At 45.3% G+C, this 13,938-nt stretch carries 9 protein-coding genes; 5 read left to right on the forward strand and 4 right to left on the reverse strand.

Annotated features, from left to right (window positions below; translation table 11 throughout):
• Nucleotides 1-76: 76 nt before the first annotated feature.
• The 4 genes from MKZ12_RS15440 to MKZ12_RS15455 all read left to right on the forward strand — a co-directional run bounded on the left by MKZ12_RS15440 (nucleotide 77) and on the right by MKZ12_RS15455 (nucleotide 10,080).
• The gene (locus tag MKZ12_RS15440) at nucleotides 77-2,293 is read left to right on the forward strand and encodes an FAD-dependent oxidoreductase (RefSeq protein ID WP_339255256.1); all 2,217 of its coding nucleotides are present in this window, start codon (nucleotides 77-79) and stop codon (nucleotides 2,291-2,293) included.
• Nucleotides 2,294-2,310: 17 nt separating this feature from the next.
• A complete protein-coding gene (locus MKZ12_RS15445) occupies nucleotides 2,311-3,519 on the forward strand; it encodes a GDSL-type esterase/lipase family protein (protein WP_339255258.1) in 1,209 nt (402 codons plus the stop codon).
• Nucleotides 3,520-3,783: 264 nt separating this feature from the next.
• Complete coding sequence (locus tag MKZ12_RS15450; RefSeq protein ID WP_339255259.1) at nucleotides 3,784-8,859, forward strand: hypothetical protein; 5,076 nt, start codon at nucleotides 3,784-3,786, stop codon at nucleotides 8,857-8,859.
• A gap of 333 nt (nucleotides 8,860-9,192) precedes the next feature.
• On the forward strand, nucleotides 9,193-10,080 hold the full coding sequence (locus tag MKZ12_RS15455; RefSeq protein ID WP_339255261.1) for a cation diffusion facilitator family transporter: 888 nt from the start codon (nucleotides 9,193-9,195) through the stop codon (nucleotides 10,078-10,080).
• A 128-nt stretch (nucleotides 10,081-10,208) separates the two neighbouring features.
• Here the strand turns inward: MKZ12_RS15455 and MKZ12_RS15460 are convergent, their stop codons facing one another.
• The 3 genes from MKZ12_RS15460 to MKZ12_RS15470 form a co-directional block, all read right to left on the reverse strand.
• Nucleotides 10,209-10,679, reverse strand: coding sequence for a ferritin-like domain-containing protein (locus MKZ12_RS15460; RefSeq protein ID WP_339255263.1), 471 nt, complete (start codon nucleotides 10,677-10,679; stop codon nucleotides 10,209-10,211).
• A 93-nt stretch (nucleotides 10,680-10,772) separates the two neighbouring features.
• Complete coding sequence (locus tag MKZ12_RS15465) at nucleotides 10,773-11,231, reverse strand: hypothetical protein (protein WP_339255265.1); 459 nt, start codon at nucleotides 11,229-11,231, stop codon at nucleotides 10,773-10,775.
• A 53-nt stretch (nucleotides 11,232-11,284) separates the two neighbouring features.
• A complete protein-coding gene (locus MKZ12_RS15470; RefSeq protein WP_124114832.1) occupies nucleotides 11,285-11,470 on the reverse strand; it encodes a hypothetical protein in 186 nt (61 codons plus the stop codon).
• A 288-nt stretch (nucleotides 11,471-11,758) separates the two neighbouring features.
• On the opposite strand from MKZ12_RS15470, the gene MKZ12_RS15475 reads away from it, so the two are divergent.
• The gene (locus MKZ12_RS15475) at nucleotides 11,759-12,481 is read left to right on the forward strand and encodes a DUF421 domain-containing protein (RefSeq protein WP_339243087.1); all 723 of its coding nucleotides are present in this window, start codon (nucleotides 11,759-11,761) and stop codon (nucleotides 12,479-12,481) included.
• Nucleotides 12,482-12,564: 83 nt separating this feature from the next.
• Here the strand turns inward: MKZ12_RS15475 and MKZ12_RS15480 are convergent, their stop codons facing one another.
• Nucleotides 12,565-13,926, reverse strand: a complete 1,362-nt coding sequence (locus MKZ12_RS15480; RefSeq protein WP_339261431.1) for an alkaline phosphatase — start codon at nucleotides 13,924-13,926, stop codon at nucleotides 12,565-12,567.
• Between the last annotated feature and the right edge of the window lie 12 nt (nucleotides 13,927-13,938).

Raw genomic sequence — 13,938 nt, forward strand, 5'->3', positions numbered from 1 at the left:
TTCGTGAAATCCTGTAAAAAAAAACGGGCCAAAACCATTACCATGATAGGAGCATCTAATCATGGAGGTTATCAAAATGGAGTCTATAAAAGCTGATGTAACCGTCGTAGGTGGAGGTATTGCAGGGATATGCGCTGCCATTGCAGCTGCACGCCAAGGTCTGAAGGTTTCACTTATTAATGATCGGCCAGTTCTAGGGGGAAATGCGAGCAGCGAGGTCAGAGTGCATATCAACGGGTCGGCTTATCTCGGAAACAGTCCATCCTACTATGCTCGAGAGGGCGGGTTGATAGAAGAACTGAAGCTGAAGATATTTCATTACAATCCGTTATACAACAAGAAGCTGATGCTTTCACTTTCCGATACAGTCTTACTCGACATGGTTTATGATGAGCCCAACATTTCTCTATTCCTGAACACATGCGTACATGAAACGGGTATGGAGAACGGCAGAATCCAATGGGTGGAGGGCCTTCAATTGGCTTCCGAGAGAAAATTTCGTTTTGAAAGCTCAACCTACATCGATTGCTCCGGGGATGGAATTGTTGGATACCAAGCAGGCGCTCACTTCCGATGGGGAAGAGAGGCGAAGCATGAATACCAAGAGGAGCTCGCTCCAGAAGTGGCGGATCATTACACGATGGGCGATACGATTCTGTTTCAAGCCCGTGACGTAGACTATCCCGTTCCTTACAAAAGGCCAGGCTTTGCGTATGATATTACCAAGCTGGACTTTTTTGATAGTATCCGAAAAGGATTAAACCATCGGTCTTTTCCAAGGAAAATCAACGGGCTTGGCGGATTGTGGTGGCTGGAATACGGCGGACATATGGATATTATCAAGAATAATGAAGACATCGCATTGGAACTACGAAAATTGGTGTACGGAATCTGGGATTATATCAAAAATAGCGGTGAATTTGATGATGTAGACAATCTTATCCTGGATTATGTATGCCCGATTCCGGGAAAGCGAGAGTCGAGACGATTTATAGGTGAACACATGTTGTCTCAGAACGATCTTACAGCAAAACCTCATTTCGAGGATGCGGTATCCGTCGGAGGGTGGTATATGGATCTGCATGCAAATAAAGGCATCTACGATGAGGGGCCGGCTACCGCGTGGAATTTTGTGCCTGGATTGTATAATATCCCGTTTCGCAGCTTATTTTCACGCAATATCCCTAATCTCATGTTCGCTGGCCGCAATATAAGCGCTACCCACGTGGCTTTTGGATCTACAAGAGTGATGGCAACCTGTGGTTGTATGGGGCAGGCGGTAGGAACGGCTGCTGCGTTATGCGTAAAATATGAGGCAGACCCTGTGGCTCTCGTCAAAGCCCATATGGGTGAGCTTCAGGCGCAGCTGCTGCGAGACGGACAAACGATTGTAGGGCTTCAAGAACCGTTGGATCGTTATTTCGCAGATGGATTAACCATTCGTGCCTCGTCTCAGCGAAACTATGAACATCTTCATGCAACCGAAGAGATCTCCTTGGAGAAAGCGTTATGTTTGGTCTTGCCGATTCAGACATCCGTGGCTGAAAGTGTGCAGATCAAAATTAAAAACAGATCCGAGCAATCAGAAACGCTGCAAGTGAAGCTGTACGGCGGGGAACGGAAGGAAAACTATATTCCCACCAGCGAGTTTAAAAAATATCCCTTGCTTATTTCAGCGGGTTACGATGACTGGATTACGCTGGACCTGGGCTGTGAGAAACCGGCTGATGACAAGGTCTACATCGTAATGGAAGGTTCAGAGAGCCTTGCGATACACACCAATGATGAGAAAATGACTGGAGCGGTGAGCTTCCTTTATATACCGGAAGAGCCATCCAGGCTGAAGAAGCTTAATAAGAGCATTTGCTTCAAGGGTCTGATACCATCCCAGGATATGTATAATCCCGCGAATGTCGTCAACGGCTTCTCCAGACCTTATGGTCTGCCAAACGGCTGGATTTCGGAACGTACGGAAGGACGGGAATGGTTGAAATTTGGTTTTGCAAGCCCCAAGAATCTGGATGAAATCCATCTTGTCTTCAATTCAGAACTGAGTTTGGAGCATTTCGACGATCCGATCGAACCACTGATCCAGGATTATGATGTGACCTTAACGTTAGAGGACGGAACAAATAGTGAAATTAAAGTCCGCGGAAATTATCTTTCGTTGAATAAACATCAGGTGAATGTGCAAAGTGTAAGCCAGATCCGGTTTGATTTCTGTGCAACGTATGGCTCACCTTATTATGAAGTGTTTGCAGTGAAATTTTTTGCTCCTAAAAATGCGAAGTGAGGTCGGGTGAAGTTGCGATGAAAGAATTTTTTCCTCGGAGAGGGCTTCCTAATGTCATTCAGAAGTTGGAAAATGGGGAACCTGTGACCATCGTTTATTTTGGCGGCAGTAATACACGTTCTGAAGGATACAGAGTCATGACGGCCGATTGGCTGCGAGGGCAATATCCCCATGCCGATATCCGCGCTGTGAACGCAGGCATTGATGGGACAGGATCGGACCTCGGCTGCGCTCGTTTGCAGGCCGATGTACTGCGTCATCAGCCTGATCTCGTTTTTGTTGAATTTGTTGGCAATGATGGGGGAGTCCCCGAATCCAAGGCGCGAATCGAAGGTATTGTCCGACAGATCCGCAAGCACAGCCTATTCACCGATATCCTGTTCGTATATACGATTAAGGAGCGGGATTTGAACTTATTTCAATCCGGAGAGTACCAGAAGGGTGCACTTATGCAAGAGGAAGTTGCCGACTATTACGACATTCCTTCGATTCATCTGGGCGTGGCGGTCAGTCAATTGGTTTCAGGTGGAAAGCTCATTTTCACCTCAAGTGCAGATGTATCCATTCCCGGTGCTATTATTTTTACACATGATTCCATCCATCCAACGATTCCCGAAGGACATCAGATTTACACGGACACCATCACCCGGTCATTTGAGAAAATGAGCGAACTTCGAGATCATGTGGGAAAAGTGGAACATCATTTGCCGCAAGACACTCTGGTTCCGGCCAATCCTTGGGAGTATGCAACCATGCTGCCACTGGATCGTCTTACTCATTTTTCCGCAGGATGGTCTTACATGACTCCCGATGATTTTGCCTTAGTGCGCGAGTATGATTGGTTGTTCCCCGGTCTGTGGCGAGCAGTTGATCCCGGTGAGACGATCATAGTGGAATTTGAGGGAACCCACATCGGCTTATTCGATATCGGGGGGCCGGATTCTGGCAGATTGAAGGTGTCGGTGGATGGAGAGGAACCGATTGTTATCGATCGGTTCACACCCTATAACGATCATAATCGAAATCAATATATTTTCTTGCCAGAACTACCGAATGGAAAACATACCGTTCGCTTCGAGATCGATCACGAGAAGACAGACAAAGCGGCCGTGTTTGTAGCAAGTGGCAATGTAAGAAGTATCGCACATGTTCAGCAGCATCCGGATTGGTATGATCAAACGGTCATTCAGCTTGGAAAGTTGTTATTGGTGCAGCCGCCATTATAATGAATTATTTCACTTGAAACACGTTAAAACCTGCATTCTATCTGACTGCAATAAGCGCTCAGTTAGATGTAGGTTTTTTTACTTAAAATCGTATAAGAAATTCTTAAAATGATAGAAATTTCACGGTGTTGAGACTGCTAAGATAAAAACGACAGAGCGGGAATAGGCAGAAGGATAAGGTTAATAGCTTTTTTACAATCATTTGAGCAAAAGGCAATCTATCATTGAAAGCGTTACCATCTTTGAGGAGAGGCTGTGAATTGTATGGTCAAAAGGAAGCTGTTTTTTTTCATCGTTTTCATGTTGACGATCGTAGTTCCTTTCAGCCTGATTGGAATAAGGACCGCTTATGCGGAGACCTTACCTTATCAGACCATTATCATCGATGACGGGAGTATTAAGATCAATGATGTTCTAGCACCTGATGCGGGTAACGAGAACAATGGATATTCGGCTCCAAATTGGACCACAAGCACAGGGGTGAAGGGGTATGATCTTTCCAGCACCAAATATACGAGTACAGCAGGCAGAACGATCACATGGAATCCACGCTTGGAAGCAGGAACAGCGAAAATTTCGTTCTATAAGCTGGATTGGGCAGATAAAGCAGATAGCAATGTGAAAATTGAGATTGTTCATAATGGGACAACAGATGTAGTCTTTATGGATCTAAGACCCTCATCTGGCGCGCCGGCGGGTTGGGTTGATTTGGGAGAGTATTATTTTTCCGGGGTTGGGGAAGAATTCGTTCAATTGACCCGGTCTACCGGCACCACGAACACGATCCTTACACGAGCTGATGCGGTCAAGTTCGAAGGAAATATTGAGCAAAAAGAGCCACATAAGACGATCATCATTGATGATGGAAGCCTCACGATTGATGATGTCGTCACTGTTGATGCAGGCAATACCAATAACGGATTCTCCGCTCCGTATTGGACCACAAGCGCGGGAGTGAAGGGATACAATAATTCCAGTTCCAAATATACGGATGCTGTAGGCAGAACGATCACATGGAATCCGCGATTGGAAGCAGGGACGGCGAGAATATCGTTCTATAAGCTGGATTGGGCGGACAAAGCAGATAGTAATGTGAAGATTGAAATTGTTCATAACGGGATTACGGATGTGAAGTTTCTGGATCTAAGACCTTCGTCAGGTCCATCGGTTGGATGGGTTGATTTGGGGGAATATGAGTTTAGTGGTGATGATAGCGAATTTGTCAGGCTGACTCGAACGCAACCTTCGACGGGTACCATTATTACGCGGGCTGATGCAGTCAAATTTGAAGGAAATATCCAGCAGAAAGCCCCGCCGTTGCCCCCGCTGCGGAGCCGCACTTTAGGGAATCTCAGTTACACGGAAAAAGGCAGTATCGAGAATGATAGCTATAAAGCAACTTTCTATGAAGCAGCATGGGATGGGGGCAGCTCTATCGTTCGTGACATGTTTTACAAGAACACAGACACTGGAGACTGGATGCCGATCAATACTGTGGCGGAAAGATTAGAGGAACAATGGGTTGTATTGGACGGGAATGCGGGCAGCCGAACCAATTACTACGATACGATGAATAAGCGCTGGATTACATTTGACGGGATCTCTTTTCCAGACAGCCAAACGGCGGTATTAACCGATTCCTCACACGGCAGTGATTACGATTTACAGGTGAACTGGTCCATGGCAGGAGATAAACCCGATGTTTCCTTTGCCTTTACACCTCGCCGCGACGGCAATTATGTGATTGGATATCAGTCTTTCACAACAGAGACAGTCTCGGGCATCAACGAAGTGTTAAATGGATTCCGGTCACATGCCAAAATGGTAGGTACAGTGGAATCTACAAGCTTGAGAGAGCTGAGCGCTCCGATGAGCCTGGTTGAGAAAAATGATGGTTCGGGGAATCCATTGACGTATGGGATATTTGTACCCTCGGGGGAGCTTCCGGTTGAATTTGAACCGACGGGAGGTGTGACCAAACAACGTTTGGGCATGAGCCTTGTTAACAACGAAGGCAGCGTGCAGCCCATCCTGTATGCGCCTCAATTAGGGACCTATTCGCAAATGACCGCAGAAAGCACCTATCAATTTCATATAGGGTTAATCGCGCAAAAAAGTAATCTGTATGAGTCCTACACGGATATTCTTCGCAATGAGTACGATTATTCGGCATATCGTGAAAATGTATCAAATAAGTCGCTTACTGACGCGATGTTTAATATGATCGATTTGCTCAAGATTGAGCCGCAAGGAGACGACTCTGTTAATTATGTCCCGTCACCCAGCGGGTGGTGGAGCCGTGCCAAGGGTTTTATTGATATTGAAAATGAGGATAGCGTTAGAACAAGCTCGAATGCGGTTCTTCTGGGGGCTTACTATTTGACCGGGGATGACCAGCTATACGATACGAGAGCATTGCCGTCCGTCCAGTATGGCGTATCGCGCAATGGTATCGGTTGGTCGCCGACGCAGAAGAAAGTATACGGTGTACCTTCCTTATGGAAAATGGCTACTCTGCCATTCGATGTTTCAAGCGTAGCCGCTGTCAATCAGATGATGGGCACTTCGGCAGGAATTGGGGCACTGGCACAGGAAGAGTACCTCGTACGTGACCCGGACCAGAAAGACCGGGGGCCTGTCATTCAGCCTCTAATGATGTATCGTATGACGGGAGAGGCACAGTACTTGCAGGCTGCGAAGGATGCAGCCGACAATTATATTACACAACATATCGATACGCCTGCATCTGTCGATGTGAGTAAAAATGAGTTCATTTATTATTATAGCAAGCTGTGGATGGAGATTTTGGAGCTGTACGAAGAAACGCAGGATTCCAAATACTTGGATGCCGCCTATAAGGAAGCCAAACGGTATGCAACCATGTTTGTTGCTCGTCCAGTTCCTGAAGGGAACGTTACGATTCCTCAACCAGAGACATATAATTACGCGGAGTCATTCCATTGGCCGGAAAGCGGTAAATTTCAATATCCTCGGCTCAAACTTCCCGAAGATATTGCCGGAGGCGTTCAAGCCGAGCGTTGGCTTGTTTCACCAAGCGGATTGACGTTTGAAGCAGGAAGTACAACCGGCTATTATCGGATGAATGCTCAGGAAGCGCCGTTCATGCTGCGATTGTCGCTCTATACAGGGGATAAACTGTTACAGGACATTGCTCATAATGCGGTTATTGGTCGGTATTCCAGTTATCCAGGTTATTATTATAAAGGATTCGCCGTTAGCCAACTTGAACCGGACTTCCCTCTGGAAGGCCCAAGCGGGGCTACATCCATCTATTATCACCATATTCCGGGGCAGCTCGGGCAAACGATGGATTATTTGATCAGCGAACAATCCTTGAAATCGAACGGAAGCATTACATTTCCTTCCGTATTTGAAACGAATTTTTTATGGTTCAAATATCACCTCTATGGGAATAAACCAGGTCAATTTTATGGCAATTCCGACGTTTGGCTATGGATGCCGAAGGAGATCATTAAGACCAATCATCCTCAATTGAACTGGATCACAGGTGAGAGTGGAGATAAATTCTACATTGGGCTAAGCAACGCATCGTCGGAAGAAATTCAGACTCCGATTGAATTGAATGAACAGATCATTGGGTTCAACCCGGCACAAGATTATACTGTAACGATCATCCGCGACAATGGTACACCTGAGCAAACCGTTATGAGTGGCGGAATCATTCAAGCCACCGTTTCAGGCAAGGGCATCACGGCTATCATTGTAGAAGGACTTGACATTAATGTACCACTCCATCAGGTCAGAACAGCTGAACAATCGGATGCAAGCTATTTCTTTGATACTCACAGTCCAATTGATGCGGTTAAAGGCATGCTGATGGTCAAGCCCGACGAAACGGTCTATGATGCATATGTGCAGGCCAAAACGACAAAACCGGCGACCATTCATTATTCGTTGGATGGTGGCGCTACGTATACGACCATCCCAGATACGATCTATCCGATGGAATGGTCGATACGGGTGAATGATTTATCCCAAACCTTCACGTACTATGTGGAATCGGAGGGGAAACAGACCCGTAAGCGCACACTCTATCTACCGGATCAGGTAACGGAAACGCCAGTCCAGCCCGATGATGGGCAGGATCATTCATCAATCATTGTGGATAATACGGAGGCGGAGACGGAAGGCGTCTGGATAAGGGATACAACAGCTAACGACTATTACTATGATAACTATGTGTATGCCAAATCTACGACTGGTACATCGACAAGCAAAATGAGATGGCGGCCTGATCTACCGGAAAGTGTCACGTACAGTGTGTATTACAAGATTCCGCAAATCACTGCAACGAGTGAAAATTGGGCAACCAATGCTTCGTTTACCGTTTATTATAGCGGAGGCTCCGAGACGGTTACTGTTGATGAGACAATGGCGAACGGTACTTGGGTGCACCTGGGGGATTATCCGTTTGCTGCAGGTGATAGCGGGTACGTGGAACTAACGAACAAGGCCAACAAATCCAGAGTCGTAGCCGATGCAATGATGTGGGTGGACCCGAACAGGATACCGCAATTGGAGTCTGCCATAGTTCAGTCTGATCGGAACGAGCTGCAGATGACTCAAACCGCACAACTAAGCGTAACCGGTTATTTGGATAACGGTTTGATCGGTGATCTGACACAGGCTGATGTTCAGTATTTCGTTGATCGTACGGATCTGGCTGAAGTGAACAGCAGTGGGTTGTTGACTCTTCTCAATCTCGATGGGGACACGGATCACATTGAGGTATGGGCCACGGTAACGATTGACGGAGTGACCTTAACCACACCGCATTTGAACATCACGATTAAGGACCTAACGATTATCGTCGACAGTACAGATACAACAGGGTTATACACAACAGAAGGGTCTTGGAGCCAAAGTAATTTAGCCGGATACAAAATTGGGGTTAAATCCCGCTACTCAACCGTTCAAGGATCATCCGCAACGTGGAAAGGCCAGTTTCCAGAAGGGAAATATACCGTTTCCATCTACAAGCTCGTCCATACAACGGGAAATGATAATAATGTCAAAGTGGAAGTGAAGCATAAGACAGGTACCGAGGTCACCTATATCGATGCAACGGTCGGCTCGTCGGGTTGGCTTAATCTGGGCACGTTTGACTTCGCGGGAGACGGCAGCGAGTATGTTCGTTTAACCAGGGTTACGCCTACAACGGTAGACCCGCCAACGCTTCCTGCGGATATGATCTATACAAGGGCTGACGCAGTTATGTTCGAACGGCATTCCGATGATTCGCAGTTGCTTGCAAATGAGGCGCCAGATGAACCGATACATTCTGAACAAGACCAGTGAATATGAATGAATGGAAATGAAACAACGGTAAGTGATGTTATACAAATTATTGTAAAATAACGCTAAGAGCCGAGTGGATCAATACGATCCATTTGGCTCTTTTGGTTTAGGAGCAAGAAGGTGTGGTCACAGGTAAGGAAGCCAGTAGGCCACCTTCCTCGTACCCATCAAACACTTAAGTTTGCCAAATCCAACTTTTTTGGATTCTCTTAAAAGAATTGCCGCTTACAGATTATGTTTCGTAACACTCAAAACGTTTCTCTAGACCCACACAATTCAGCAATGATACCATCATAGTCGTGCTAGAAATGAAGATTGCAGGAGGATGTCATTGTGGATCAACTAAAATACGATAATCTAAAGCTGGGGGAGCGCGGAGCCATCATTAGCATTATCGCCTACATATGTTTGACCTTATTAAAACTGATCGTTGGCAATATGGCCGGATCAGAAGCGCTTAAGGCGGATGGATTAAACAATGCTACCGATATTGTGGCCTCCATAGCTGTATTGATCGGTTTGAAGCTTGCCCAACGCCCAGCCGACAAAGACCATACATATGGTCACTGGAGAGCAGAGACCGTTGCGTCACTAGTTGCTTCTTTCATTATGATGGCAGTAGGTTTACAAGTTCTGTTTGAAGCCATCAGTTCTGTGTTCCAGGGTACACATGAATCTCCGGATATCATCGCCGCGTACACAGGTATTTTCTGCGCGGTTATTATGTATCTGGTCTATCGATATAACAAGAGACTTGCTACACGTATCAAAAGTCAGGCGGTCATGGCTGCAGCGCGAGATAATATCTCCGATGCTTGGGTGAGTACCGGTGCGGTCATTGGAATCGTGGGTTCCCAGTTCGGACTTCCATGGTTGGACCCCGTAACGGCTGTTATCGTAGGTTTCCTGATCTGCAAGACCGCTTGGGACATTTTCAAAGAAGCCACACATCATCTGACCGATGGTTTTGATGTTGAACTGATTCAGGAATACAAAAAGACGATTGCCGGAATAGACGGTGTAGAGAAGGTCAAAGATGTAAGAGCACGCAATTATGGCAATAATGCTGTCGTGGATGTTGTCATCACCGTACATGCTGAGCTGGATCTTCAACAAGCACACGATATCTGTACAGACGTGGAGAACGAGTTAATGGAGGAGCATGACGTATACACCGTTCACGTTCATGTGGAACCTGATATGTTGAAAGAATGCATATGAGATTTAGATTTTAAATGAGAAATTCAGCAAAACAAAAAACCAGTGAGCTTTAATCAATCACTGGTTTTTTGCTGATTTCAATTGTGTTTCTGGGAAGGAATCCACGCGTTTATTTATCCCATACCTGACTATCTCGGCAGATTGTAAGTAATCAGATTGTTATATTTATCCGCATGTTTCTGTTCGTCCAGAATGATTCCCCAGACCGTGTCTTTATATATGCCATAAGGGAGACCAAACCATATTCTCCGATACTTTTCCACGGCCGCCAATTCACCTTGAAACGCCTGTTGCAGCCCGCCTAGATAAGAAGTGACCTTCTCAACCGGCTCATTACTTACGCCCGAAATCTCCTGACCTGTCAGATCCTTGTACATTTGCCGATACATTTGATTATGTCTACGTTCATCATTACGGATGCTCGTGATGATGGCAGCCTGATTGGCATCAGGTGATAACTGAATCAGTGAATCATAGAACATCTCATCGTTTCGTTCTCCCTGCACAGCGGATTTGATTAATTCAAGTGCTTCGGCTGTTGATGTTGCCCATACCGGAGTAAAAGTGTACCTGTAACCATAAGGATATGCCACATACATTACGAATCCCTCCAAGACGAATATGAGTTAACATATGCACGTATGCCCATCCGCGTTAACCCTTAGCTGTTTTGTATGTACGCGTTTAACTTTTCAGACCGGGTTTTGATCGCTGGGTAGATGTTTCAATAACACGCCGTACCCGTAAGCCAGCACAAATGGCAGGAGATAGGACAAGAAAGTCCAAAAGATGTTCCAACCGTTAAAATAGATCACATGTCCCAGCATTTTAGCAATCCATTCTATGAATGTCAGTGATAAGGAGGCCGCAAATATGGCTGCCCATGGCTTCGCCCCTTTTACTAAAATGGCATACATCATCAGGCATCCGGCAATTGGATAGATACCGAGGTCCATAGGGAGAGCGGCAAAAGACTGGTTGCGAGTGTTCGGCAGTATGTTCCAGAAATAATTAAACCCCACGTTGTTGATACAAGCAGCAATAGCCACACCCAGTGGATAATAAATAACGAGGATTTTAACGTGTCGTCGCAAAACCCACACGCCCAACAGAATGGGAAGAATCATACCCAAAAGCAAATTTCCTAACATTTATTTTTCCTCCAAAGCTAGTTTATTTCAATTATGGATTTTCATGCCTTAAATCAGTCCGTCGTTTTCTTCTCCATAAGACGATCCATTTGATCTGACAGTGCATTTAATTTTTTATCATAATGCTTGTACGTATAGTATCCAATGATTGCTTTGACCGTAAAAAAGAGTATCGCGGCAATAACAATCAATATATAATTGTGGGCAATCTGCCTCAACCAGTCGTTAACCGCATTCATCGGATTTCTCTCCTTCAACACATAGATGGTTAAGTTAGAGTACCCATCTTCATGGGAAATAATGCATGACTATACGGGAGCGAGAACGAACCCAAACGGAAATAAAATCGCCATCCCCTCTATAAAATGCTCCGCGTTTTGTTCCAAACTGATTTCATGTTCATATCATTTTTCTCATATTAACGGATCATGTTGTTTTGTTTCATTTTGTAATGCATAAGGCGACATATTTAAGGACAATTGGGTGAATACTTAAAAGAGTTCCATAATTGTCTAACACGCGAAAGGGTGCTTGTATTGTACGAACATGTCATTATCTTCATCCGTAGTATCTTTGCCTTTATGCTTTTATTGGGAATTGCTCGCATATTGGGAAAACAAACGTTGTCTGATATGAACTTCCATGAATTTGTCACCGCAGTCATCATGGGAGCCATAGCTGCCAATCTCGCTTTTAACGAGAAAATAGAAGTCACACATCTGATTATTTCTCTAATTGTTTTTACCGGAACCTCTTATCTGTTATCTAAATTAAATCTGAAAAGCAGAAAAATCCGTCTACTGGCAGAAGGTTCACCTACCGTATTGATTGAAGGTGGCAAAATCCTTGAAAATAATCTCGCCAAGAATAAACTGACATTGGATTCCTTAAACCAAATGCTAAGACAGAAAGACATTTTCAATATGGAGGAAGTAGAGTACGCCTTACTCGAAGTGAATGGACAAGTTTCAGTCATGAAAAAAAACAAATATAGAACGGCTACGGTTGAGGATGTTCATAGGAAGGTAGAGTCCAAACCTGAACGCATGCCTGTGGAGTTAATTATGGACGGAACGATGTTAAGCAAGAATCTAGAACTAAATGGCATATCAGATAAGCAATTAATGCAACAGCTTGAATCGAAAAGCAAGAACATAAACGATGTATTTTATGCTGTAAAAGGAAGCGACGGCAGGATCTATATCGATTATTATGAGGATCAAATCAAACATCCCATTGATGTCGAGTGACACCATCAGAAATGAAAAAAATTCCCTTCTCTTCAGATGAAAGAAGAGAAGGGATGATCATAAATTACCGAATTATGGTGAAATTATTGGTGCTTGCTGAGGATATCAAATATGATCTTGGCATTGTCTGTGTTGTCGATCAAACCGGCGAAGCGATGACTTGCCGGGCCGTAGGCATATACAGGAACATCCTCCCCTGTGTGTCCACCTGTGGTCCAGCCCGTAAACGAACGGCTATTAATAATGGCTTCAATGGCATTATCAATCTTCGTTACATCTGCACTTTTGGCTGCTTCTTTCACCGATTGAATCTCTTCCGGCTTCAACTCCAGTTTCAGATAACTTTTCAGTGTTTCTTCAACCGAAGCACCTTTCGCAATCTGTGCTGCCATAAAGTCTGGTGTTCGCAGTGCAGCTTTGATCGGGTCTACGAAAAAGTTGTATTCTCCGTCTTTTCCAAGCGTAAGTCCGCCCGTGGAGTGATCGGCAGTAGCGACGACAAGGGTTTCACCATCTTTTTTGGCAAAATCAATAGCTGCCTGAAATGCTGCTGCGAAATCTTCCATTTCACTCATCGCGCCAACGATATCATTATCATGTCCTGCCCAGTCGATCTGGCTGCCTTCAATCATTAGGAAGAACCCTTTATCGTTCGAACTGAGGCGATCAATCGCTGTATTGGTCATCTCAGCCAATGATGGCGTTGCAGCAGTACGATCAATCATCTTGTCCAATCCTCCATCGGCAAACAGTCCAAGAACTTGTTGATTCTTATCAGCGAGGAGAGCGGAACGATCCGTCACATAGCTGAATCCGGCCTTCTGGAACTCCTTCGTCAGGTCCCGACCCTCGCGTACAAAATTGGATTTCCCTCCACCCAGAAGTACATCCACCTTATGCTTGCCATTAATCAACTCATCATAATAATCGTCCGCAATGGCATCCATATTTTTTCGACTGATATCATGGGCACCAAATGCAGCTGGTGTGGCATGAGTGATCTCCGACGTAGCCACGAGTCCGGTGGACTTACCGTTTTCTTTGGCCTGCTCAAGTACGGTTTTGACTTCCTTCTGCTCAGGGTCAACCGCAATGGCCGCATTGTATGTTTTCACGCCCGCCGACATGGCCGTTGCTGCGGAAGCAGAATCCGTCACATTTTGTTTATCATCATCCGGATAGGTCATTTGTGCCCCAACCAGATAAGGGTCAAATACGGTTTTGTCCATGCCCTTCGTTGAAGGATCATCCTTCATATAGCGGTAGGCCGAAGTATAAGAGGTCCCCATGCCATCCCCAATGAGGAAGATGATGTTCTTGATTTGTTTTTTCTCCACACTTACAGCTTGAACGGCACTTGCTTGTCCCGCAGACAAGAGAGTAGAAGCCGATACAGCCAGAGTCAGCGCTACCGCTGGTAATACTTTTTTGGATAATTTCACAATGATTCCTCCTCA

Origin of the sequence: Paenibacillus sp. FSL R5-0713 (assembly GCF_037973325.1) — a bacterium.
Classification (GTDB): domain Bacteria; phylum Bacillota; class Bacilli; order Paenibacillales; family Paenibacillaceae; genus Paenibacillus.